The organism is Streptomyces sp. NPDC007991, assembly GCF_042958445.1.
GTDB lineage: Bacteria > Actinomycetota > Actinomycetes > Streptomycetales > Streptomycetaceae > Streptomyces.
Genome location: NZ_JBIBJD010000024.1, coordinates 19,842 through 42,808, shown reverse-complemented (window position 1 = coordinate 42,808; position 22,967 = coordinate 19,842). Strand labels below are relative to the sequence as shown.

At 72.6% G+C, this 22,967-nt stretch carries 20 protein-coding genes and 1 pseudogene; 8 read left to right on the top strand and 13 right to left on the bottom strand.

The features are described from left to right. The first annotated feature begins 152 nt into the window (after positions 1-152). The gene (locus ACFZDA_RS40605; protein WP_391091435.1) at positions 153-1,319 is read left to right on the top strand and encodes a transposase; all 1,167 of its coding nucleotides are present in this window, start codon (positions 153-155) and stop codon (positions 1,317-1,319) included. A gap of 198 nt (positions 1,320-1,517) precedes the next feature. Here the strand turns inward: ACFZDA_RS40605 and ACFZDA_RS40600 are convergent, their stop codons facing one another. Next, positions 1,518-1,757 carry a hypothetical protein gene (locus ACFZDA_RS40600; RefSeq protein WP_391091433.1) on the bottom strand — a complete coding sequence of 80 codons (240 nt, stop codon included), beginning with the start codon at positions 1,755-1,757 and terminating at the stop codon, positions 1,518-1,520. 503 nt (positions 1,758-2,260) lie between these two features. Further along, positions 2,261-3,022, bottom strand: a complete 762-nt coding sequence (locus ACFZDA_RS40595; protein ID WP_391091431.1) for a GDSL-type esterase/lipase family protein — start codon at positions 3,020-3,022, stop codon at positions 2,261-2,263. Between the two features lie 415 nt (positions 3,023-3,437). On the opposite strand from ACFZDA_RS40595, the gene ACFZDA_RS40590 reads away from it, so the two are divergent. Next, on the top strand, positions 3,438-4,658 hold the full coding sequence (locus tag ACFZDA_RS40590) for a transposase (RefSeq protein WP_391091429.1): 1,221 nt from the start codon (positions 3,438-3,440) through the stop codon (positions 4,656-4,658). Positions 4,659-4,725: 67 nt separating this feature from the next. Here ACFZDA_RS40590 and ACFZDA_RS40585 read toward each other — a convergent pair whose 3' ends face one another. After that, positions 4,726-6,303, bottom strand: a complete 1,578-nt coding sequence (locus ACFZDA_RS40585) for an FAD-binding protein (protein WP_391091427.1) — start codon at positions 6,301-6,303, stop codon at positions 4,726-4,728. A gap of 192 nt (positions 6,304-6,495) precedes the next feature. After that, entirely contained in the window at positions 6,496-8,388 is a 1,893-nt protein-coding gene (locus ACFZDA_RS40580; protein ID WP_391091426.1) for a helix-turn-helix domain-containing protein, read from the bottom strand. Between the two features lie 283 nt (positions 8,389-8,671). Between ACFZDA_RS40580 and ACFZDA_RS40575 the strand changes: the two genes are divergently transcribed. Further along, the gene (locus ACFZDA_RS40575) at positions 8,672-9,445 is read left to right on the top strand and encodes a methyltransferase domain-containing protein (protein ID WP_391091424.1); all 774 of its coding nucleotides are present in this window, start codon (positions 8,672-8,674) and stop codon (positions 9,443-9,445) included. A 72-nt stretch (positions 9,446-9,517) separates the two neighbouring features. Next, positions 9,518-11,665, top strand: coding sequence for an aminodeoxychorismate synthase component I (gene pabB / locus ACFZDA_RS40570; RefSeq protein ID WP_391091422.1), 2,148 nt, complete (start codon positions 9,518-9,520; stop codon positions 11,663-11,665). A 302-nt stretch (positions 11,666-11,967) separates the two neighbouring features. On the opposite strand, the gene ACFZDA_RS40565 is transcribed toward pabB, so the two are convergent. The 4 genes and pseudogenes from ACFZDA_RS40565 to ACFZDA_RS40550 all read right to left on the bottom strand — a co-directional run bounded on the left by ACFZDA_RS40565 (position 11,968) and on the right by ACFZDA_RS40550 (position 14,609). Continuing rightward, the gene (locus ACFZDA_RS40565) at positions 11,968-12,636 is read right to left on the bottom strand and encodes a transketolase C-terminal domain-containing protein (RefSeq protein WP_391091420.1); all 669 of its coding nucleotides are present in this window, start codon (positions 12,634-12,636) and stop codon (positions 11,968-11,970) included. A 121-nt stretch (positions 12,637-12,757) separates the two neighbouring features. Further along, positions 12,758-12,919 (bottom strand): hypothetical protein, encoded by a 162-nt coding sequence (locus ACFZDA_RS40560; protein WP_391091481.1) that lies wholly within the window; start codon positions 12,917-12,919, stop codon positions 12,758-12,760. Then, a pseudogene (locus ACFZDA_RS40555) lies at positions 12,919-13,191 on the bottom strand (isochorismatase family protein); the annotation flags it as partial. The pseudogene ACFZDA_RS40555 and the gene ACFZDA_RS40560, both read right to left, overlap by 1 nt. Positions 13,192-13,751: 560 nt before the next feature. Continuing rightward, positions 13,752-14,609: a BTAD domain-containing putative transcriptional regulator gene (locus ACFZDA_RS40550; protein ID WP_391091418.1), complete on the bottom strand. Its 858-nt coding sequence runs from the start codon at positions 14,607-14,609 to the stop codon at positions 13,752-13,754. A 209-nt stretch (positions 14,610-14,818) separates the two neighbouring features. Between ACFZDA_RS40550 and ACFZDA_RS40545 the strand changes: the two genes are divergently transcribed. Next, entirely contained in the window at positions 14,819-15,472 is a 654-nt protein-coding gene (locus ACFZDA_RS40545; RefSeq protein WP_391091416.1) for a TetR family transcriptional regulator, read from the top strand. Positions 15,473-15,520: 48 nt separating this feature from the next. On the opposite strand, the gene ACFZDA_RS40540 is transcribed toward ACFZDA_RS40545, so the two are convergent. The 3 genes from ACFZDA_RS40540 to ACFZDA_RS40530 form a co-directional block, all read right to left on the bottom strand. Then, complete coding sequence (locus tag ACFZDA_RS40540; RefSeq protein WP_086559795.1) at positions 15,521-16,255, bottom strand: SDR family oxidoreductase; 735 nt, start codon at positions 16,253-16,255, stop codon at positions 15,521-15,523. Positions 16,256-16,407: 152 nt separating this feature from the next. Further along, a complete protein-coding gene (locus tag ACFZDA_RS40535; RefSeq protein ID WP_391091414.1) occupies positions 16,408-17,277 on the bottom strand; it encodes an NAD(P)H-binding protein in 870 nt (289 codons plus the stop codon). After that, positions 17,274-17,903 (bottom strand): ScbR family autoregulator-binding transcription factor, encoded by a 630-nt coding sequence (locus ACFZDA_RS40530; RefSeq protein WP_391091412.1) that lies wholly within the window; start codon positions 17,901-17,903, stop codon positions 17,274-17,276. The genes ACFZDA_RS40535 and ACFZDA_RS40530 overlap by 4 nt, the downstream gene beginning before the upstream one ends. Positions 17,904-18,026: 123 nt before the next feature. Here ACFZDA_RS40530 and ACFZDA_RS40525 point away from each other — a divergent pair, with 123 nt between their 5' ends. After that, positions 18,027-18,968 carry a ScbA/BarX family gamma-butyrolactone biosynthesis protein gene (locus ACFZDA_RS40525; protein WP_391091411.1) on the top strand — a complete coding sequence of 314 codons (942 nt, stop codon included), beginning with the start codon at positions 18,027-18,029 and terminating at the stop codon, positions 18,966-18,968. Between the two features lie 214 nt (positions 18,969-19,182). Here ACFZDA_RS40525 and ACFZDA_RS40520 read toward each other — a convergent pair whose 3' ends face one another. Together ACFZDA_RS40520 and ACFZDA_RS40515 are read right to left on the bottom strand one after the other, a co-directional pair. Next, positions 19,183-19,320, bottom strand: coding sequence for a hypothetical protein (locus ACFZDA_RS40520; RefSeq protein WP_391091409.1), 138 nt, complete (start codon positions 19,318-19,320; stop codon positions 19,183-19,185). Positions 19,321-19,355: 35 nt separating this feature from the next. Further along, entirely contained in the window at positions 19,356-20,015 is a 660-nt protein-coding gene (locus tag ACFZDA_RS40515; RefSeq protein ID WP_391091407.1) for a TetR family transcriptional regulator, read from the bottom strand. Between the two features lie 285 nt (positions 20,016-20,300). On the opposite strand from ACFZDA_RS40515, the gene ACFZDA_RS40510 reads away from it, so the two are divergent. After that, a complete protein-coding gene (locus ACFZDA_RS40510; protein ID WP_391091405.1) occupies positions 20,301-21,623 on the top strand; it encodes a nucleotide sugar dehydrogenase in 1,323 nt (440 codons plus the stop codon). Between the two features lie 107 nt (positions 21,624-21,730). Beyond that, positions 21,731-22,939 carry a nucleotide disphospho-sugar-binding domain-containing protein gene (locus tag ACFZDA_RS40505; RefSeq protein WP_391091404.1) on the top strand — a complete coding sequence of 403 codons (1,209 nt, stop codon included), beginning with the start codon at positions 21,731-21,733 and terminating at the stop codon, positions 22,937-22,939. Positions 22,940-22,967 lie beyond the last annotated feature (28 nt).

Here is a 22,967-nt window from a genome sequence, read left to right as displayed (position 1 = left end):
ACCCCAACCGCTGAACCTTGCCAGGCCCTTGTCATTCATTAGGGCTGCCTCCGATTCCTAATGTGGAGCGGACCGCACGGCGTGAATTCATCCGGCCGCACGGCGGAATTGAGCGGACCGCACGGCGTGAAAGGAAACGACCGAGGAGTCACATGAGTACTGCTCTCATTCGTCCCGAAGCGGTGCTCGGGGATGCGCTCGAGGACCTGGGCACGGAGCTCTTCGCGACACTGCGCCGCAGCGACCAGCGGCGGCGGGGCATGGAGTACATCCACGGGCTGCTCTCCACCCGCGGCCGGAAGTCCATCCGGAACATGGCAGCGCCGAAGGGCAGCAGCACCGGCCAGAGTCTGCACCACTTCATCTGCAGCTCCACCTGGGACTGGTTCCCGGTGCGCCGCTCCCTGGCCGAGTACCTGACGCGTCTGGCGCCGCCGCAGGCCTATGTCGCCCGCCTCATGACGATCCCGAAGGTGGGACGTCACTCGGTCGGGGTCAGCCGCTACTTCTCGGTCGACGAGGGGCAGGCGCTCAACGCCCAGCGCGCCGTCGGTGTCTGGGGCGTCGCCGACACCATGACGGCGCCGTTCAACTGGCGGCTGTACCTGCCGCAGACGTGGATCAAGGACGGGCTGCGCCGCAACCAGGCGTCGATTCCGTGCGAGGTGGGGCCCGAGACCCTCGGGGACTGCGTGCTGACGGCCTGCCGGGAGAGCCTGGCCGCCTGGGAGCTGCCGTCGCAGCCGGTGGTCGTCGACATCGAGGAGGCCGATCCCGTCGCCACGGTCCACGGGCTGCGTGCCATGGGGTTCCCCGCGATGGTCCGGGTGCACGGCGAACTCCCGCTCACGGTGCGCGACCCGGCACTGACCGGGCACGGCTCGCGCCGGCTGACCGCTCCGGAGATCATGCAGGCGGCGCGGGCGCTGTTCCGGCCCATGGCCCGCCTGGAGACCGTCTCGCGGTCGCTGCCCGCGGTCCGCAGGACCGCTCTGGTCGCCGCAGTCGGGGTGCGGGTGCCCGGTGCGGGGCCGGGCGGGGCACCGCTGTCGCTGGTCGGGGTCAGCGCTCCGGGCCGGCGCGAGCCGGCCGAGATGTGGCTGACCGACCTGCCGCATCCGGCCGCCGCGGTCCTGCGCTTCAGCGACTGTGCCCGGCGGGTCGACCGGGACTTCGACGAGGTGACCTCCCACGTCGGCATCCGCGACTACGTCGGACGCTCCTACGGCGGCTGGAACCGGCACACCACCCTGGCGTCGGCCGCGCACGCCGTCTCGGTGCTCTCCGCACCGGTTCCGCTGGCACGCCAGGCCTCCTGACGCGGTGGGAGAGCCGGCCGGCGACCGCGGAGAGACGTGGACGGCGGGTGCGGGTGCGGGCGCGTGGCAGTGGCGGGGTCAGCGAAGGCCGTCGAGCCTGAAGCGGAAGGCCGCGATGCGCATCCGGCGTGCGTGGTGGAAACGGTGGGCGGCGTGGTTGGTGACGCCCGAGTCGAGCCGACCGGTGGCCGGGGTCGGTCACCGGGTCCCCGACCAGGAGGATCCGCCCCGGCTGGTGGCCAGGATGCGGTGGGTGCACACCACCGGCAGCGGCTCCTGGTCGGCCCGGTCCGGCATGCCCTTGGACAGGGCGACGGCGGGCGCCGTGCACCTCCGGGAATGGACGTAGAGCAGCTCGCGAGCCAGTTGCTCGCCGGGGCCACGAGGTGGCTGTACCTGACGGGTCTGCGCGGCGCCTCCCTGGGAGCCGCGCTTCACCTCATGGCACGACGGCTTCGCGGCGGACCTCGGCGCGACGGCGGACGCCTGACGGACGCGCGTACGACGGGGGTGAACTCCGGCCGGGCGACCAGCGGTCGCCCGGCCGACACGTCTGCCCCGGGGCCGTGCGGCGCGCGCCGCACGGCCGGTCGTCGTGTGGACGGTCGCCGTACTGACGGGACTCTCACGGACGGGCTCGCACGGCCGGTCATCATCGTACGGACGGAACTCGTACGGACACGGCTCGTACGGACGATGCCGCCGGGTCAGTAGTCGAACGGGCATGGATCCGCAGCGGTGCGCCACCGGAACGAGGCCCCGGCCGCTCCACCGTCCTCGGCCGGGCACCGGCACGCAGCCGGCGGTGAGCCGAGACGGCCGTGAGGCGAGACGACGGTGGGGCGGGGTGGCGGTGAGGCGTCCGGGACTGCGGCGCCGGGCGCGGGCCGCTTCGGCACCCGGCCTCCCGACGGCCCCGCGGCCTTCGTCTCGGCCGGTCCTCAGAACTCGTGCCCGCCCTCCTGCCGGCATTCCACCACCGGGCGGGCAAGCCACGGTGCGTGGTAGTCGCGCAACCACCCCTCACCGCTGCGGCGCAGCCGGACGAGCGACGTTCCCGGCTCACGCAGCAGCCGGCCCTCGGAGACGGTGTTGCGCAGCCCGAGCACCCGGGCCGCCTGTGCGGCGACCTGGCGGTGGCCCGCCGGGGACAGACACAGCTCGCCCGCTTCCCAGGCGCGCCGGTCCTGCAGCGCGCGCAGCGACCACAGGTCCACCACCGGGCAGCCGTACCGGTCGGCGATGGCCCGCACGTGCGCGGTGTACGTGGCGGTCCTGCCGCGCAGGTGGCGCAGTCCGGGGATCGGGCGCGGATCGAAGCCGGTGAACAGCAGCACGGTGCGGGCGTGGGCGGACAGTCGCGCCACCGCCTCCTCGGTGCGTTCCGCGAGCACGTCGGGGTCGCCGTCGGCGAGCAGCAGGTCGGCGTTGCCCGCCCAGAAGCTGACCAGGTCGGGCGGGCGCCTTTGGACGACTGCCAGTTGGTCGCTCCCGGTGCCGTCCAGGAACCGTCCGCGCGCCGGCTTCAGGTAGTGCAGCACACCGTCGGACCGCTCCTCGGCGAGCAGCACGGCGAGCCGGTCGGCCCAGTCGGTCGGCGCGCCCTCGGTCGCGGGGACCTCACGGGCCGCGTCCAGAGCGTCGCCGACGGCCGTGTACGACTCGGTACGGCGCCTGTCACCCGTTCTGGATGGTGTGGTCACGTCGGGACTTCTCACCTCTCGGGCCCTGCGGGCCGTGTCCACCGCCTCGGCGGCCGGGCGGAGTGAAACCCGCCGAGACTTCGGCGGCGGACAGAATCCCGTACTCCGCGAGACCGCCAGGCGATGGTCCGGCAGTTTGACGACGAACGGTAGAGGCCCCGGGCCGAGTCCGTCACCTAGCGGCGCCCGTACAGGCGTGTTCCTGCCGTTTTCCGCCGTGGGGGTGATCCGGCCACACCCCTGACCGGCGGTACGGCCGGCCGCCGTGGCCCGGTGCGGCGCCCGGCGGGCGCGCTGGTGGCCCGGGCACCGACGGGCGCGGCGACTAGGTGTTCGGCGCACCTCGTGCCGGAACGGGCCCGGATACGACGGTGGTCGTGCAGCCGCAGGGTTGTCCGACCGGATGGAGAGCGTTGTGAACACGTCTGATGTCACGCGGGAGACCTTCGCCGAACTGGGCTTGAAGCGTCTTCGGGTCCACGAAGCGACCGACAGTGCGATCTGCGACGACGTCCTCGCCGAACTCGGCGCCGCCCTCTTCTCCCGGTTCCGCAGGAAGGACCAGCGGCAGAAGGCCGACCAGTATCTGCAGGGGCTGCTGTTCGCCGAAGGCCGTAAGTCGATCCGCAACATCGCCGCGCATGTGGGCGGTGTGGGCGCCGAGCAGAGCCTGCACCATTTCATCTCCAGTTCGACGTGGGACTGGCGTCCGATGCGGGCCGACCTCGCGGCGTATGTGGAGCGGGCCGGGACGCCGCGGGCCTGGGTGGTGCGCTCGCTGCACATCCCGAAGGCCGGGGAGCACACCGTGGGTGTGGACCGGTTGTTCGCCCCCCAGTTGGGCCACATGTTCCGTGGCCAGCAGGCGTTCGGCCTGTGGTTCGCCTCGGAGGAGATGAGCGTTCCGGTCAACTGGCGTCTGCTCCTGCCCGAGCAGTGGGTGACGGACCACGAACGGCGTGCACGGGCCGAGGTTCCCCAGGAGGCCGGGCGGGAGACGGCGGAGGAGTGCGCCGTCGCCGTGGCCCTCGACACCGCGCGGAACTGGAACGTCACGCGCCGGCCGGTCCTGCTGGACCTGCGCGGCAGCGCCGTCCGCCCGACGCTGGCGCGGCTCGCCCGGGCCCGGGTGCCCGTCGTCGGCCGGATCGGGGCGTCCTGCCGCCTGACGGTGGCCGACCAGGCACTGCCCGGTTTCGGCGCGGGGCCGCTGCCCGCCCATCAGATCATGGAGTCGACGAAGGGGCTGCGCCGTCCGGTGCACTGGCTCGACCCGGCTCGGGGCAACACCTCGCAGACCTCCCTCGCCTCGGTGGTGCGGGTGTCGCTGCTGGACCCGCAGACGGGCCGGCAGCGTCCGATGCTGCTCCTCGGGGAGTGGCGCGACCCGCAGCGCCCGCCGGCCCGGCTGTGGTTGACCGACCTGATGAACGCGCCGGTGGCCCCACTGCTCCGGCTGACGAAGCTGACCCGCCGGGTGCACCGGGACTTCACCGAGACCGGTGAGGAGGTCGGGCTGCGCGACTTCGTGGGACGGTCCTACCGGGGCTGGCACCGGCACATCACCCTCGCCTCGGCGGCGCACGCGGCGGCCGTGCTGTCCACCGACAGTCCCGGCCTGGAATACGTGGCCTAGGCCCGACAGGGCCCAGGGCGAACTGCCGGGTGGGGCGGGACATCCGCCCCACCCGGGCCGCGTCACGTCAGCTGTTCGGCAACTCGATGGACTGCGGGTGGCGGAAGAAGTTCCGCGGGTCCCACTCGGCCTTGATCCGCTGCAGCCGCGGGTAGTTGTCCTTGTAGTACAGCTCGTGGCAGGACGTGCCGGACCTGTTGAACGCCGGGTCGCTCAGGTCGTTGTCCGGGTAGTTGATGTAGCAGCCGTCGGTGACGTCGTTGGGCACTGGGACGCCGCCCGTGTCGGCGTACAGGTCCTGATACAGCGACCGCAGCCAGGCGACGTTCCGCTCGTCGTCCTCGGCCTTGTGCCAGTACGACTCGAAGTACACCAGCCAGAGGGCGTCGCGGTGGGTGGCCGCGGTGTCGGCGTCGTCCAGCGCGCTGATCTGTCCGCGGACGGAGTTGATGACCAGGAAGCTGTACGGGTTGGGGTTGGAGGTCTTCGTCAGGTACCGGTAGATGGTCTGCACCTGGTGCTCGGGGAAGGCGTCCTTCATGTAGGTCGACTTGTGAGAGGTGCGCAGACTGGGGCTGGTGATCGTCTCGCCGGCGGTCATGGTCGCCGCGGTGGCCTTCAGGAAGGGCTGCTCCGTGATGGAGTTGCTCTGCGGCTGGACGCCGAGCGAGTCGGCCACGAACGCGATGAAGTCGTCCACCAGTCTCCGGGCGTCCGGCACGGTCGAGTCGATCTGCGCGACGACGTTGAAGGTGCCCGAGTCGGCGTGCTGGAGGAAGATCCAGTGGCCGAGGTCGATGTACGGCGAGTCGAGGCCGCCGTGGGTCTTGGACCAGTCGGCGTACCGGGCCATGAAGGTGGCGAACGCCTCCTCGGTGATCTGGTCCCACGACCAGGCCGCGAAGATGGAGAAGACGGTGGACGGCGCCTTCGGCAGCAGGTCGCCCGGGCTGCCCTCGGCTCCGCGGCTGCGCATCCAGAAGCGGGTGACGACACCGAAGTTGCCTCCTCCCCCGCCGGCGACAGCCCAGGCCAGGTCGTGGTAGGGGTCCTCCGGGTCGCGGGTGGCGACGACGGCGCGCACCTCGCCCCGCTCGTCCACGGTGACGATCTCGACGGCGTAGAGGTGGTCGCTGAGGATGCCGTGCTTGCGGGAGAGGATTCCGTACCCGCCGCCGGAGAAATGGCCGCCGGCGCCCGTGGCGTAGCAGCCGCCGCCGGGCAGGGTGACGCCCCAGCCGATGTGAAGGTTCTCGTAGATCTTCAGCAGTGTGGCGCCCGGTTCCACGACGAAGGCGCCGCGGTCCTCGTCGAAGCCGACGTGGTCCATCAGCCGCATGTCGACGATGATTTCCGTCTCGTCGTTGAAGACGAGGTTCTCGAAGCAGTGTCCGCCGCTGCGCACGGCGACGCGCTTGTTGTCGCGGACCGCCTCCCTGACGATCTCGACGACCTGCTCGGTGGTGGACGGAAGGCGGATCGCCTCGGGAGAGGCCACGTGCCGGTTGTTGCCGTGGCCCCTGATCATGTCCGGGTAGCGGGCGTCGTCGGGCGTCACCGTGGGGATGGCGTCGCCGTGACGGCGCGGCGCAGCGTTGTGGGGGGTCGCCGGAGCCGGGTGCTGGTTGGCTACGGTGCTGTTCACTCGGTTCACGCTCCCGTTTCGTGAGCTGCTCGTCCAGCGAGCTCGTTCGCTTGCTGCACCACCAGCCTCGGCGCCTGGACGGGGACGTTCCGGAACTCCCACGGGTTGTTTGTCAGGTACACCGATCCCGGACGCCGTGAAGTGGTGTGGACCGGCCAACGGCAGGCGCTTTCCGGTCACCCCCGTCCCGGCTCACTCCCCCTCGCCCGCCGCTCCCGCCCCGCCGCGCTCCCGCAACACCCCCCGGGTCCGCTGCAGCCGCAGCGCCAGTTGCACCTCCAGGGCCCTCCCCGGCTTCTGCCACTCGGTGCCGAGGAGTTCGGTGATGCGCTCCAGGCGACGCGAGACGGTGTTGGGGTGCACGTACAGCGCCTCGGCGGCGTTGGTGGGGCTGCCGCCCGAGGCGAAGTAGGCCTCGAGCGTGCGGGTGAGGTCGGTCAGGCGCTCGGCGTCGTAGGCGAGGACGGGGCCGATGGCCGAGTTGATGAACGCGTCCACGTCGTAGTCGTCGGACAGCAGCAGGCCCAGAAACCCCAGGTCCTGGGCGGAGGCCGCGCAGCCCACGCCGGCGAGGGCGGTGAGGGCGTCCAGGCAGCGCGTGGCCTCGCGGTGCATCCGGGCGATCGAGGCGGCTCCCCAGTCCGGACCCGCCGCGCCCACGGACACCGGGTGGCCGAGCAGCGGGGTGAGTTCGCCGGCGACGGCCCGGGCGGCGGCGGAGGCGTCCGTGCCGGGCAGCAGCAGGACGATGCAGCCGCCGTGCACGGTCTTCAGCCCGGACATCCGGTACGCGTAGGAGGAGGCCCACACCACGGCCCGGCCCTGCTCGCCGCCTTCGGGCCGGGCGACGACCACGACGTGGGGCTGTTCCAGGTCCATGTCCAGTCTGCGGGCCCGCTGCGCCGTCTGGTGCGGTGGGGACGCGGTGGCGGACACGGCCAGCAGCTCGTCGAGGAGTTCGTCGCGCACCGGTCCCTCGGCGGCGGCGGCGCTGCGCTGCATCAGCAGGTGCACCGCGAACGCCTGCGCGGTGGTCTGCAGCAGCCAGCTGTCCTGCCCCACCAGCTGGGCCACCGGCCGCAGCACCACGACGCCGAGGTCCTCCGTGCCGGCGGTGACGGGAGCGACCCAGGTGCGGTCGTCGGCCTCCACCGGCCCGCGCTGGGCGTGCGCGGCCAGCACGGCCCTGGCCACCGCGTCCTCGTCCAGGTCGGGCATCTCCCCCGCGGCGGCCAGGACCCGGCCGGCCGGGTCGCGCATCTGCAGGGCGCCGTCCAGCGCGTCGCCGGCGGCCTTGGCCACGGTGGTCAGGTCGGCGCCCGCGACGAGCAGGCTCATGATGCGGCTGTAGGACTCCCCGAGCTGTTCCAGGCGGGCCAGGCTCGAGCGCGCCCGGAACCCCTCGAGTTCGAGGTCGGCCAGCTGCGCATGAGCCTGTTGCAGCACGCCGGTCCTCTCGATCGCGACGGCCGCGAGGTCGGCGAGGGAGCAGATCAGGCCTATCTCGACGGGCGTGTAGTGCCGCACCTTGCGGTCGGCTCCGTAGAGCACGCCGACCGCACTGTCACCGCAGCGCAGCGGGACGGCCATCAAAGCGTGCAGCCCCTCGGCCTCGACCACCTGGTCGATGCTGTCGGCGTGGGCGATGGAGTCGTCGTTGAGGTAGTCGGCTGTCCACAGCGGCGCCCCGGATATCAGCGCCTGATGGCCGAGGCCGCTGCCGCTCTCGACGCTGAGTCCGGTGTTGAGCGCGGTGGTGGCGCCCTCCGAGGTGTGGATGACCATGTGGCCGTCGTCGTCCCGCAGGGCGACGTAGGCCATGTCGAAGTGGAGCAGCAGCCTGACCCGTCGAGTGATCACGCTCAGCAGCGTGTCCAGGTCGTACGGGAACGTCAGGTCGCGCGCGGTGTCGACGAGTGCGGCGTACCCGGCCTCGCGCTGCTGTCTGCGGTCCACGGAGGCGTGGACCTCCCGGGCGAGCTGCACCGCCCGTTCGAGGCGGGCCAGTTCCCCGGGGTCCGGGTCGCTGCGGCGGGCCCGTTGCAGCAGCGCCTCTAAACGGCTGGGCGGCGCCTCTTCCGCCAAGAGGGAGAGTACGGCGAGTACGGAATCGTCCTCTGGTGCGTGAAAGCCCGACATGTTCCATCCCCCGTTCGTCGAGCCGAGCGTGGCTCGGCGCGGCAGAACCTAGTTGGCGCGACTTCGGCACGTCAACGTTGGGCTGACCGCTCGCGCACCGCTGTGCCGGGAGCACCGCTGCGGCGCCTTCCCGGTGTTCCGGGACCACCTTCCTGCCGGGCACCACTCTGCCCGAGGCTCGTGCCGCCGGCGCGGGGCCGAACGGCTCCGCCACAGGAAGGAGCTCACCTTGCAGATCCGAAGCCACGAACGTTCGCTCGAGCGCAGCCGCATGGCGCGCACCGACCGCGACCGGCCGCGGCGCTTCACCATGCGGGGCCGTGAGTGGGACCTGCTGCCGGACGTGTTCGCCCCGCCGTACTCACCGTCGACGGACGCGGCCATGGAGCTGCTCGGCTTCATGGAGGGGACCCAGGTCCCGCGGCAGGGATCGTTCCTGGAGATCGGCTGCGGCACCGGCATCATCGCCGTGAGCGCGGCGCTGGCGGGCTGCGACCGGGTGCTCGCCACGGACGTCAACCCGTACGCGGTGGACAACGCGGCGCGCAACGCGCTCCGGCACGGCGTCGGCGACCGGGTCCGCGCCCTGCACAGCGACCTGTTCGACGCGATCGACCCGGCTGAGCGCTTCGACACGGTGTACTGGCACTCCAACTTCGTCCTGGCCCCGGCCGATCACCACTACGAGTCGATCCACGACCGCGCCTACGTCGACGCGGGGTACGCCGCCCACCGCCGCTACCTGCGGGATGCGCCCCGGTGGACCACCGCCGGCGGCTCGGTCCTGCTGCACTTCAGCAACCGGGGCGATCTGGTCCGGCTGCGCGAGCTGGCCGACGAGACCGGGCGCGAGCTGGACGTGCTGCGCAGCCTGCGGGCCCAGGAGGGCGACGACGTGGTCGAGCACATGCTGATCAAGGTGTCCGCGGTCCGGGCCGGCTCCGAGGCGGACGGGGCCCGCACGCGTCCCGCGGTCGTCCCGCCGGTCCGTACCTCCGGCTGAAGCCACCGGGATCCGTCCGCGCGGACGCCGCGTCCGCCCCTGCCGACCCCATGACGAAGAACGGGACAGACCATGCGCATCCTGCTCGTCGACAACTACGACTCGTTCACCCACAACCTCGTCCACTACCTGGCCCGGATCACCGGTCAGGAGCCGGTCGTCATCCGCAATGACGACCCGGACTGGCACATCGGGCGGCTCTCCGAGGTCGACGCCGTCGTGCTGTCCCCCGGCCCCGGCACTCCGGAGCGCGCCGCCGACTTCGGGATCTGCCGGGAACTGGTGGAGCGCTGCGAACTCCCGCTGCTCGGTATCTGCCTGGGGCATCAGGGCGTTGCCCTGGCGCACGGCGCGGCCGTCGTCCGGGCGCCGGAGCCCCGCCACGGCCGTCTGTCGCCGGTGCTGCACCACGGCGACGAGCTGTTCCGCGGCATACCCTCGCCGTTCGAGGTGGTGCGTTACCACTCGCTGGCCGTGACCGACCTGCCCGACGGTGTGGAGGGTACGGCGTGGACGCCGGACGGTGTCCTGATGGCGCTGCGGCACCGCGACCGGCCGATGTGGGGGGTGCAGTTCCACCCGGAGTCGATCCTCACGCGGCACGGCAAGAAGCTGCTGCGCAACTTCGTGGATCTGGCCCGCCGGTGGCGCGAGCGGCACCCGGCGCACCCGGATCGTGCGCGGGTCACGGAACCGGTCACGCCGGTGGCCGCGGCGGCGAAGGAGCGCCGCGCGGTCCGTGAACTGCGCGTCGTCGTCGACCGGTTGGACACCCGGTGGAGCGACGAGGCCGTCTTCGCGGAGCTTTTCGGCGCGAGTGAGCACGCCTTTTGGCTGGACAGCAGCACCGGCCGCTCCTCCCGCGGGGCGCTCGGCCGCTTCTCCTTCATGGGGGACGCGTCGGGGCCGCTGGCCCGGATCGCCGAGGCCGACGTGTGGACGAACACCACCACGGTGCGCTCGGCGACGGGCACCGAGGTGGTCTCCGGGGACTTCCTGACGTGGCTGGACCGCGATCTCGCCGCCCTGAGGACGACGGTGCCGGAGCTGCCCTTCGACTTCGCCCTCGGCTGGGTCGGTTATCTGGGCTACGAACTCAAGGCCGAGTGCGGCGGCAGCGCGGTGCACCGGGCATTCGAGCCGGACGCGGTGATGGTCTTCGCCGACCGGGGCGTGGTGTTCGACCACGCGACGCGCACCACGTATCTCCTCGCGCTCGTGGAGGGGGACGACCGCGAAGCCGCGCGCCGCTGGATGCGGGACACCGCCCGGCGCCTGGACCGGCTGTCGGGTCGTCCGCAGGCCGAGCCGCCGACGGCGGTCCCTGGTGCGGAACTCACCCTGCGGCACGGCCGGGAGGAGTACCTGCGCAAGATCGACGCGGCGATGCGGGAGATCGCCGCGGGCGAGAGCTACGAGGTGTGCCTGACCAACATGGCCGAGGCGCGGGGCGTCTTCGATCCGTGGGCGAGTTACCGGCTGCTGCGCCGGGTCAGCCCCGCGCCTTTCGGGGCGCTGCTCACCTTCGGTGAACTGTCGGTGCTCAGCACCTCCCCCGAGCGGTTCCTTCGGGTCGGCGCGGACCGCCGGGTGGAGTCGAAGCCGATCAAGGGGACCAGGCCGCGCGGGGCCACGCCGGAGCAGGACGCGGCGCTGGTGGCGGAGTTGCTGACGGACGAGAAGGACCGTGCGGAGAACCTGATGATCGTGGACCTGGTCCGCAACGACCTCGGCCGGTGCGCGGAGATCGGGTCGGTGGAGGCCGACGAGATCTTCCGGGTCGAGACCTACGAGACGGTCCACCAGCTGGTCAGCACGGTGCGTGCGCGGCTGCGCGAGGACCGCTCCCCCGTGGACTGCGTGCGGGCCGCCTTCCCGCCGGGTTCGATGACGGGCGCGCCGAAGATTCGCACCATGGAGATCATCGACGAGCTGGAGGCCGGGCCGCGCGGGGTGTATTCGGGGGCGATCGGCTACTTCTCGTTGTCGGGCGCGGCCGACCTCAGCGTGGTCATCCGAACGGCGGTGCTCACTCCCGGCCGGCTCCGCTACGGCGTGGGCGGTGCGGTGATCGCTCTGTCCTCTCCGGAGGGCGAGTTCGAGGAGACGGTGGTCAAGTCCCGGCCGCTGCTGGCGCTGACGGGGGGCGCCTTCCCCAGGGGCCGGACGCCGCTCGCCGGCCGGCAGCCGCAGGCGCGGGCCGGTGCGGGGGCGCGTTGACCCTCGGCGCGCGTCCGGGGGGCCGGGGGCACGGTCGTGATGTGCGGCCGGGCCCCCGTCGGCCGGCGCGGGGCACGGCCCCGGGCCGGCGGATACCGGCGACCGGGTTCCTCGTACGGCCGGGCGGCGTAGGGGGATCGAGCGGGGGAAGACAGCCGATTGAGGGGGGCACCGACGGACGGCTGTCTTCCCCGCCGTCCGTATACTCCCGACGTTCTCCCGGCGGGACAACGCGGAACCAGTCGCTTTGTCAGGTCCATGCCATCTCGCACGGGCGCGGCGCGGTGCGGCCCCCACGCCGCTCACCGGGCCCCGCGCAGCCGGGCCCGCGCGGCGGCGGCCACGCGTTCCGGGGTGAAACCGGGCTGCTGCCGGAGCGCGCGGTAGGCGCCACGCTCTGCGAACTGCCCGAGACCGACCGTCTCTCCCCCCGCGGCGAGCATCGCGTACCAGCCCAGCGCGAGGCCCGCCGACACGGACACCCGGACCCCCGCGCCGGGCGGCAGCACCGAGTCGCGGTACTCCCTGCCCTGGGTCCGGAACACCTCGGCGCTCGGCATCGACACCACGCGGGTCGCGGTGCCCTCCCGCTGGAGGATCTCCCGCGCCCCCAGGGCGATGGGAACCTCCCTCCCGGTGGCGACGAGGACGACCTCGGGGGTGCCGCCGTCGGCCTCGGCGAGGACGTAGCCTCCGCGGGCGGCACCGTCGGCCGGAGCGCCGGTGTCGCCCGCGTGCGGCGGCGCGGGCCGCTCCCGGCGGCCGGGCGGGGCTCCCGCGGGGACCGCCGGGAGCAGCGCGCCCCGAGCCTCCCGGCCCGCGGCGTGGACCGGGGGCCGGTCGGTCCCGGCCGTGGGCCCGGGACGGGCGTGTGCGACGACCGCCGCGGCGTCCCTCGCGCCGCGGTCGGGTCCGCCGCGGCCCGCCGGAACCGTCCGGCCGGCCGCTGTCCTGCTGTGCTGGGTGTCCATGGGCGCTCGGACCTCCGCGTCGAAGGAAGCCGGCGGGATGAGTGTCACGGCGACGGAACCACTGCCGGGGTCCGGGCGGGTACGGTGCCGAATCCGCCCGGAGCTGGCCGGCGCGTGGTCGTCACACGAGGTACATCCCCTTGGCGAGTTCGGTCAGTCGGGCGGCCACGATGCGCGGTCCGCCTCGGGTGAGCAGGGACTCGGCGTGGAACTGCATCGAGGCGAAGTTCCGGGCGCGCAGGGCGTGCACCTCGCCCGTCCGCGCGTCACGGCTGACCTCCACGACGTCAGCACCCCCACGTGCGCGTACACGCCGCAGACGATCAGCCGGTCCCGTCGGTGGGCACGCATCCGCTGAAGCAGTCGCGTCTTGAAGAACGCGCTGTGGCGCCATGTGGTGAATGGCCAGTCGCCGGGGGCGGGGGCGACCTCGGCCAGGAGGCCGCGCTGTTCCGGCGTCATGCCGCCGGGCCGCGCCGTGTACCTGACGGGGATGCCCTGTGCGGCGCGGTGCTCGCGCAACGCGGCGGCGTTCGCCAGAGTCGCGCAGGCCGGAGCCGAGCGGCATCGGGTAGCTGTCGATGGACGGCAGACCGGCCATGGAGATCCTCTCGTCAGACGTGGACCGGGCACCCCGGACGGGGCGGGAGGTGACGGCGGGACCCGCCTCGCCCGGAGCGCTTCCCGACCGTCCGCACGCACCGCCCGGCCGTCCGGCGGGCCTTCGTCGGGCGGCCGGTCACCGGGGAGCCGTGTGCTCGCACATCAGGAGGCACCGGCGGTCGCCGGGCGGCCCGGAAGGGGCGGCTGGGGGACGGGCAGAGGGCGGGAACTCGGGTCATGGCGGAACTTCTCGCGACGGCAGTTTGTCCCGCCGATTGTGTGGAGCGGGCACCGGCGGGCCCAACGCGCCGGCCCGGACTACGTCAAGTGGCGCGAAGTCCGTCACGTCACGCGCCGGACCGACTGGCTCACTCTGCCGGTACTCGCCCGGGACGGGGCGGGGTGACGGCCGGCGCGCCGAAGTGCCCGAGGGGCCCGACGGCGATCGTCGGGCCCCTCGGGCCGTTACCGCGGGCGGCACGGCGAAGCGGGCGCGTGCCGGTGATGGTGGGTCAGGACCTGCTGAGCGCCACGGAGCGGGACTTGCCCATCGTGCCGTAGCGCGCGGCCGCGGCCGGACGAACACGCGGATCCGGCACGGCCCGCCCGAGCGGGCGCTGCCCGGGCCCCGGTGCCCGGGCGGTGAGGACGAAGCGGGACCCCGACGGCGGCTGGGTCAGCCGCTGGTAGGCCGCCAGGGCTTCCCACTGGTCCATGCACCGCTCCAGGGCGGCGGGCAGCTGGTCGCGCACTCGGTCGGGCACCTGCACACGCGGCAGATCGGCTGCCAGCTCCCGGTAGCGGCCCAGGCGCAGTTCCGCCTCGACCCACCGGCCGAACGCCCGGTCCCGGGACTGCCGCAGGCGGTCGATCTGAGCGGCGAGATGCGGTCCGGGCGCGATGTCCGCGAACGGTTCGCCCCGCCACAGCCCCAGCGCCTCCCGCAGGCGCCGGGCCCCGGTGAGCAGGTCCCCGGCGGCCAGGGCGCGGTAGCCGGCTCCGGCGGCCCGCTCGAACTCCCAGGCGTCGCTGGTGGTCCCGTCGCCACGGAGCTGGTACCCGCCGGGCATGTCGGCCAGGATGTCGGCGGCCCGCCGCTCGCAGCGGCCCCGTTCCGAGGCCGTCCGCTCACGGCTGCGCAGGGCGGTGGCGGTCAGCTCGCGCAACTCGACGACGTAGGACTGCAGCATGGCCTTGGCCTGGTGGGGCGGCCGGTCGGGCCAGAGGTCCTCGATCAGCAACCCGCTCGGCACGACACGACCGGCGAGCACCGCCAGCAGCGCCAGCACCTGCCGCGGCTCGGCCGCCGAGGGGGCGATGGGCGTTGCTCCCTCCGTGACGACCAGTGCCCCCAACACCTTGATGTCCATGTCGACCCCCTTGCGCGGTGATCATGGATTCCACCGCACCGGCTTCATCAGCACCAACGAATGGCAAAATAGTAGTGTGCTTTTTGTTTTTTTGTAAGTCGGACCCCGCGACCTCACGGCCGACGCTCCGTAAAGTGGTGGTGACTACGGGGGGTGTGGCACGCCGACGGCAACGGACAGCCGTCGTACGCGGGTAAGGAGGGGCCTCGGTGAAACAGGCACGAGCCGCCCGGACGCGTCAGGCCCTGGTGCAGGCGGCCGCGGCGGAGTTCGACCGCAAGGGGTACGACGGCGCGTCCCTGACCCGGATCAGCCGTACCGCGGGCCTCTCCATGGGCGCCCTCACCTTCCACTTCGCCAGCAAGCAGCAGTTGGCCGAGGCGGTGTGCGCGGAGGGCGAGGAGATCACCCGGGCAGTGGTGCAGCGGATGGTCGGAGCCGGGGAGCCGGCCCTGCGGGCCGCCGTGGCCCTCACCCTGGCTCTCGTGGCGCTGCTCGAGGACGAGGCGCGGGTCCGGGCCGCCGCACGGCTGGCTCGCGAGCGCAGGGCCGAACAGCCGGACGGCTGGACCGAGTTGTGGGCGCCCGTGCTGCGCGAACGGCTGCGGTCCGCATCGCCCCACGAACTGGGCGGCGATGTGGACCCGGCAGCCGTCGCCACGCTGTGTCTGCTGCTGGTGCGGGGAGCCGAGACCACCGCCAGGGAGCACGCCCTCACCTGCGGCACCCCGGCGCAGGACGTCATCGGGCAGTTCTCCGACGTGTGGCGGCTCGTCCTGAAGGGCGTGAGCGCCGCCCCGGGCACCGGTTCCGGCAGGACCGGCGAACGCCGCGTCATCCCCCGCCCCAGCCGTTCCGGCTGACCGGACGGTGAGCGGGCGTCCGCCGCGGCGGGCCCCGGCGGCCGGGGATCAGACGGCGCTGCACCCGCCGTCCACGGGAACCGCGCCTCCGGTGACGAAGGACGACTGGTCACTGCACAGCCAGCCGGCGGCCCGCGCCACCTCCAGGGGATCGGCCATCCGTTTGATGACGGCCCGCGCCCCCGCGGCGGACTCCAGCTCCGGGACCTTCTCCAGTGCCTGTTCGATCAGTTCGGTGCGGGTGGTCCCCACCATCAGGGCGTTGACCCGGATACCGCGTGCGCCGTACTCCGCGGCGGCCGCCCGCGTCAAGCCGAGCACCGCGTGTTTGGCGGCCACATACGGAGCCAGCACACCCGTGGCGAACGCGCCCGCGGTGCTGCAGGTGTTGACGATCGAACCGCCCGACTCCTGTTCCAGCATGACCGGGATCTGCTGCTTGAGGCAGTTCCACACCCCCCGCACGTTGACGTCCATGATCTGGTCGTAGAGGGCGTCGTCGGTTTCGTGCAGCGCGGTCCCGAGCGTGCCCCAACCGGCGTTGTTGAAGGCGGCGTCCAGGCCGCCGAAGACGTCGACGGCCGTGGTGACGGCCCGTCGCACATCGTCCGGGCGGGTCACGTCGCCCACGGCCACCGCCACCCGGCCCCCGTCGTCCGCGATCTCTCCGGCCAGCGTCCTCAGGTGTCCCTCGCGCCGGGCCATCATGACCACCGACGCCCCCTGAGCGGCGAAGAACCGTGCGGCGGCCCTCCCTATGCCGCTGGACGCGCCGGTCACCATGACGGTCTTCCCTCGCAGCAGCCCCTGACCGCCCACGTCGTCCACCATGTGTCCCCCTGCTCTCGTGTCGTCGGCCGCCTCGGCCCGGCGATGCCGTGCGCGGCATCGGGTCGGCCGGCCTGCGGCACGCCGACCGCAGGCCTGGCCGGCGGTCAGCTGAACGCCGCCGCGTGGTCGGCCGCCCAGGACGCGAAGGTCCCGGGCGGCCTTCCGATCAGTCGTCCGAGGTCGTCGCCGACCTCGCAGGAGTCTCCCGCCCGTCGCCGCTGCGCCGCCTCGAGCAGAGCCTCGGCCACGGCGCCGGGCAGACGCGCGGACCAACGCGCCAGGGCCTGCTCCGCGGTGAGTTCCTCGAACGCCAACGGCCTCCCCACCACCCGGGCGAGGATCTCGGTCTGCTCGCGCGCGCCGATCGGCTCCGGGCCGGTCAACGCGTAGGTCACTCCTTCGTGCCCCGCCTCGGTCAGGGCCCGCACCGCGGCCTCGGCCACGTCCCGGGGGTCGACGCACGCGGTGCGCGCGTTCCCGTCCAGGGCTCGGACAACCGACTCCTCGCGGATCGACGAGGCCCAGGACAGGGTGTTGGACATCGGCGTGCGCATCCGCAGCACCGTCCAGGCCAGGCCCGAGGTGTGCAGCATCTGCTCGCTCTGTCGGTTCCAGCGGGCGATGAGGTCGTTCGCGGACGGGTCGGCCACCGCGAGCCAGGACAGCTTGACCGCCTTGCGTACACCGGCGGCCCGGGCCGCGTCGAGGATCTGCGCGTCGTCCTGCGGGCGCAGCGGGTTCGCCGTGACCACGAAGACCGCCTCGGCCCCGGCCAAGGCGCGCTTCAGGGCGGGCCCGTCGCGGTAGTCGCCGACCACCGTCTCACCGGGCAGTTCCAGTCGCCGGGCCTTGGACGCGTCACGCACCAGCGACCGCACCGGTCCTCGCCGGGCCAGCGCTCGGGTCACGTGCCGGCCCACCGCTCCGGTGGCGCCCGTCACCACGACCCGGGGAGCAGCGTCGCGCGCGCTCACCGCGCCTTCCCCCTCGCCTCGCCGAACTCGATCCGCTGCGCGGCGCTGGGAGTGGCCACCGAGGGGAGCAGGAACCGCCAGATCTCCTCGACCCGGTAGGGCAGGTCGAGGTGGTCGCTTTCCAGACGGGCGTGCATCTGGGCGCCCGTGCACGCGTTGACCAGGAGTCTGGCCAGCCCCTCCGGGTCCGCCCCGGCCCGCAGTTCGCGTCTGCGGCGGGCCACCTCGAACTCCTCCCTGAGCACCTTCGTCCACTGCTTGTGGGAGTTCTCGCTCCGCTCCAGGAACAGTTCCTGGTCCATGACCAGACGCGCCCCGGCGAGCAGGACGGGGTCGTCACGCAGCCGGTACGCCCAGGTGAGCGTCAGGTCGACGGCGCGCTGCAGCCCCTCGGACTCCAACGGCGGCACGACCAGATCGGGTTGGCTGGCGACGATCTCGCGCGCCAGCATCTCCTTCGACCGGAAGTGGAAGTACATGGCTCCGAGCGTCAGCCCCGCCCGCTCGGCGATCTGGGTGACGCTGGCCCGGGAGAAGCCGGACTCCGCGAAGACCTCAGCGGCCGCGTGTATCAGAGCCGCACGTGTGCGGACGGCCCTCTCCTGCTTCACAGCCCGGACACCCATGTATCGCCTCGTAAAGACTCGACAAAAAGAAAACAGTTCTTTATTTTATTCAGCACCGCGGGTCACGCAAGACTTCACAGCCTGTCACCTGCCCGACACGTCGTTCCTGGGGAGCGCAGACGTATGGCAACTGACACCACCGGCAAGATCGACATGGCCGCCGGCACGCCCGAGGAGCTGACCGGGCTGCTGGTACGCAAAACGGTGCGGAACGAGGCCCTCATCGCCTCGTGGGACCAAGTCCGCCACGCCACGCAGGCGGTCACCGGGCGCTGGCCGGTCGAGCACCACTTCTACGTGAGGGGCAGGCACTACTCCCCACTCCTCGTCACGGAGACCATCCGCCAGGCACTCGCCCTGCTGACCCACACCACGCACGAGATACCGCTGAACCACCGGCTCGGCTGGGAAAGCGTCCGCTGCGACGTGGATCCCCGCGCTCTGGCGGTGGGCGGCGAGCCCGCCGAGATCGAGCTGCTGATCACGCACACCGGCGTGACCAGGCGCCGGCTCGGCTCCGTCCACCTGTCCGCGCGGGTCGGGGTCCTGCGCGACGGCGCCCATCTCGCCACCGCAGAGCTGAAGTACACCACCCACCCCCCGGCGATCTACGACCGGCTGCGCGGCGAATACGCCGACGCGCGCGAGGCTTTCGCCCGGGCGCTGCCGCTCACCCCGCCGGCGCCGCCCTCGCGAGTCGGCGTCAAAGCGGTGAAGGACGTCGTGCTGACGCCCACGGACACACCCCATACCTGGACGCTCCGGCTCGACACCAGTCACCCCGTGCTGTTCGACCACCCACACGACCATGTGCCGGGCATGGTACTCCTCGAGGCGGCCGGGCAGGCCGCGCACGCGCGGTTCATGTCACGGTCCTCCACGGCCGTCTGCTTCGACACGGCCTTCCTGCGCTATGTCGAGTTCGACCAGCCCTGCCTGATCACGGCGGAGCCCGCCGAGCCGGACGCGTGGGGCAGGAACCGCGTCAAAGTGAGCGCCGCCCAGGCGGGCCGGGTGGCGTTCACCTCCACGGTGACCTCCGAGCCGACCGTCGCACGCCGCTGAACTCCGCAGGCCCCGAGGCCGACGTGACCGGCTGACCGGCCTCGTCGGCCTCGGGGCCTCCTGGGCTTCACGACTGAACGGCGACAAAATCTCCGATGAGCAGCGTTCTCGCCGACCCGGCCGTCGGGCCCACCGCGCGGCCCTCCTCGGTGCGTCCGACGATCTCCAGGGTGAGGCGGAGCTTCTCGGCAGCACAGTCGGCCAGCCGCCCGGCCTAACCGCCCTCCGCCCACACCAGGCGGATGGAGAAGGACAGCCCGCGCAGCCGCTCCGGCGAGGGGACGGCGGCGTCGCGGTCCCGCCCGCTCGCCGCGGTCACCGCGACGGCCAGGACCAGACCGCGGCAGTCCACCAGCAGGTGCCGCTAGAACCGGTTGGCGTCTCGGGTCAGTCGTCGCCGGCGGCGCGCTCCTCGTCCCCGGCCGTCCCGTCGCCGTCTTCGGGTGCCGCTCCCAGCAGGACCTCGATGCCCGCGCGCAAGTAGCGCTCCAGCGTGGCGTCCGGCGCCGAGGCCAGGGCGGGCGGGCGTATCTCCGTGCGCATCAGGCTGGTGCCGAGCATCCAGGCCGCCAGGAGTTCCGCCCTCAGGTCGGCGTCGGGGCCGTCGAGACGGGCGGCCAGACGGCGGGAGAACACGTCCGTGAAGTCCGCCCGCAGCCGCGCCACCGCCTCGTCCCGGCCGGAAGACCGCAGCACGGACAGCACCGGATGCGGGAAGCCGCCCTCCCTCGACGGCCCCATGAGCAGCGCGCAGAACCAGTCGGGGATCGCCTCCACCGGCTCCGACAGCAGCGGCTCGAATATCTTGCCGGTCCCCGAAACGTCGTTGAACAGCGCTTCTTTCGAGCCGAAGTAGCGGTAGACGAGGGCGGCGTCCACGCCCACGTCGCCCGCGATGTCGCGCACGCTGGTGCCCTCGTAGCCGTACTTGCCGAAGCGGAAGGCCGCGGCGGCCCGCAGCGCGGTGCGCGTCGCCGAAGCCGAGCGTTTGTGGGCGGGCCGGTGAGCCACCGCCTCGGCCGCCTCGCCGTTGTGCACTCCGGTCATGTACCGCACCTCCGTGGTCCACGGCCCTCTGGCCATCCGCCCATGTTCCAGTCTGCGGCGCCTGTCTCAAAGTCACCGACCCATGTCATCAATCGTTGACTTACGTTATCGCCGCGTGCGATACCTGACTCGGGTCAACGATTGATGACCTGAGTCCTCGCTTACCCGGGCCGTACGACGTAGTCGGCCCTTCCAGGTCCGCCCGCACGACGCGATCGAGTACGCCTACGCGCGCCCTTCGGCCTCGCACGCGGGCACCCCACCGACCGGAAAAGGTGATCTTCTGTGCCTGCTCGACGCGTCACCGTGATCGGCACCGGCTACGTCGGACTGACAACCGGCGCCTGTCTGGCCTCCCTCGGGCACTTCGTGGTGTGCGCGGACGCCGACCCGCACAAGGTCGAGCGACTGCGCGAGGCCCGGGTCGACATCCTGGAACCCGGTCTGCCCGAGACCGTCCGGGACGCCCTGGACGCGGACCGGCTCGACTTCACCGGCGACACCGCGGCCGCCGTCGCCGAGGCCGAGGCCGTTTTCCTGTGCCTGCCCACGCCCATGGGCGCGGGCGGCGCCGCCGATCTCGCCGCCGTGGAGGCCGTCGCCGCGCAGATCCGCGACGTCCTGCCGCCCGGCTGTGTCGTCGTCAACAAGTCGACCGTGCCCGTCGGTACGTGCGAGCGCGTCGCCGCGCTGCTCGACCGGGACGACGTGGCCGTGGTGAGCAACCCGGAGTTCCTGCGCGAGGGCCGCGCCGTCCAGGACTTCCTGCATCCCGACCGCATCGTCATCGGCGCAGCGGACCGGGACGCCGCCCGGCGCGTGGCCGGCCTGTACGCCGGACTGGACGCACCGCTGGTGCTCACCGACCCCGCCAGTGCCGAACTGACCAAGTACGCGGCGAACTTCTTCCTCGCGATGAAGCTGTCCTTCGCCAACAACCTGGCCACGGTCTGCGAACGTTTCGGCGCCGACGTGGGCGATGTCGTCGAGGGCATCGGCCGGGATCCGCGCATCGGCTCCGCGTTCCTGCGGCCCGGGCCCGGCTGGGGCGGCTCCTGTCTGCCCAAGGACACCCACGCCCTGCTGACCGTGTGCGAACGGGCCGGGGCCGACTTCCCCCTGCTGCGCGCCACGATCGAGACCAACGTCACCCACCAGCGGCAGCTCGTCGACCGGGTCGCCGCCGCCTGCGGACGCGGGGCGGACGGCTCACTGCACGGCGTACGACTCGCCCTGTACGGCCTGACCTTCAAGGCAGGCACCTCCGATCTGCGCGACTCGCCCGCGCTGTCCGTCGCCCGGCTGCTGCGCGAGCGCGGCGCCGAACTCACGGCGTACGACCCGGCGTTGCGCGAGGAGCGGCCCGACCTGAGCGATCTGGTCGGCCTCGTCGACGACCCGGTGCGTGCGGCGGAGGGAGCGGCGGCCTGCCTCGTCCTCACCGAGTGGCCGGAACTGCGGGACCTCGACTGGGCGGCGATCGCCGCGCGGATGTCCGGCCAGGAGGTCCACGACTTCCGCAACCTGCTGGACGCGGACCGGCTCGCGCGGGCCGGGCTGCGCTGGCAGGGCATCGGGCGCGCACAGGCACCGGCGCGGGTGGCGTGACGTCTGCTCCCTGCCTCCGCAGACGACACAAGCCCCAGAAGACACACACGAGAAGACACGTACGAGAAGACACATGCGAGAAGAATTCAGAGAGAAAGGCTCACTCCATGCGGGTTCTGTGCACCACGCTCGGCAGCCCCTCCCATGGGCGCGCTCAGCTGCCCCTGCTGCGCGCCCTCGCCAAGGCCGGGCATCACGTGCTGGTGGTCACCACCGAGGCCCTCGTCCCCGTCTTCCGTGACGACGACGTACGGGTGAACGCCGCTTTACCGGAGTTCGATCCGCTCGCCGCCGTGGGCCCCTACCTCGCCCAGCTCGGCGACGCCCCCGACCTGACGGAGCCGACGGACGCGCTGACACGGCTGCTGATGCGCAACGTGGCCGGGCCGGGGATCAAGCCGCACCTGGACATCCTGCTCGCCCTCGCCCGGGAGTTCCGGCCCGATGTGATCCTGCGGGACGGCATGGACATGGGTGCGGTACTCACCGCGGAACTGCTCGGCGTGCCGCAGTTGCCGACGCCTTCCGGTTTCAGCAATCTCCTGGACCCCGCCGAGGTGCTGCCGCAGTTGAACGAGCGGCGCGAGGAGCTGGGACTGCCCGTACGGGACGACCCGCTGTCCCTCGTGCCGCACGGCCGCGTCGACTACGTGCCGCCCGCCTTCTCGTTCGCCCGGCACCTGCCCCAGACCTGGGCGTACCGGCAGACGGTGGACGTCGAGCGGGGCATGGTGCTGCCGGAGTGGGCCGCCGCACTGCCCACGGACCGGCCGCTGGTGTACGCCGCGATCGGTACCGCCCTGCCGAAGATGCGGGCGCGCATGGAGGACCGGGAGACGCCTCTGCCCGTGAAGCTGCCGGACGCCGGCGAGAGTCTGCGGGCGATCGTGCGGGCGGCGGCCGAGCTGGACGACTGCACGGTGGTCGTGTCGACGTCCGGACTGGCGGTGGACACCGAGGGGCTGCCCGGGCACGTCCATGTCGCCGAGCGGGTGCCGCAGCCGCTGCTGCTGGAGTCGGTCGACCTGTTCATCACCCACGGCGGCTTCAACAGCATCCGTGAGGCGATGCGCACGGGCACGCCGCTGGCGGTCCTGCCGCACTTCGGGGACCAGCCCGCCAACGCGGAGCGGGTGGCGGAGCTGGGCCTGGGCCGTCACGTCACGGACCGCAGCGCGGCCGGCATCGCCGAGGTGTCCCGCAAGCTCCTCGCCGACCCCGAACCGCGGGCGCGGGCCCGGTCGGCCCAACTGGCCATGCTGACGCTGCCGGACGTCGAGCAGGCGGTCGACGACCTGGCCGGCCTCGCCGGCTGACCGCCCCGGGAACGCGTGCCGGCCGCCC

Bases quoted from the DNA above. Each gene is read 5' to 3' on its own strand.
- ACFZDA_RS40530 (WP_391091412.1), bottom strand. From the start codon at position 17,903: ATGGGTGTCCGGGCTGTGAAGCAGGAGAGGGCCGTCCGCACACGTGCG.
- ACFZDA_RS40505 (WP_391091404.1), top strand. From the start codon at position 21,731: ATGCGGGTTCTGTGCACCACGCTCGGCAGCCCCTCCCATGGGCGCGCT.
- ACFZDA_RS40525 (WP_391091411.1), top strand. From the start codon at position 18,027: ATGGCAACTGACACCACCGGCAAGATCGACATGGCCGCCGGCACGCCC.
- ACFZDA_RS40605 (WP_391091435.1), top strand. From the start codon at position 153: ATGAGTACTGCTCTCATTCGTCCCGAAGCGGTGCTCGGGGATGCGCTC.
- ACFZDA_RS40540 (WP_086559795.1), bottom strand. From the start codon at position 16,255: ATGGTGACCGGCGCGTCCAGCGGCATAGGGAGGGCCGCCGCACGGTTC.
- ACFZDA_RS40515 (WP_391091407.1), bottom strand. From the start codon at position 20,015: ATGACCGGAGTGCACAACGGCGAGGCGGCCGAGGCGGTGGCTCACCGG.
- pabB (WP_391091422.1), top strand. From the start codon at position 9,518: ATGCGCATCCTGCTCGTCGACAACTACGACTCGTTCACCCACAACCTC.
- ACFZDA_RS40565 (WP_391091420.1), bottom strand. From the start codon at position 12,636: ATGGACACCCAGCACAGCAGGACAGCGGCCGGCCGGACGGTTCCGGCG.
- ACFZDA_RS40550 (WP_391091418.1), bottom strand. From the start codon at position 14,609: ATGGACATCAAGGTGTTGGGGGCACTGGTCGTCACGGAGGGAGCAACG.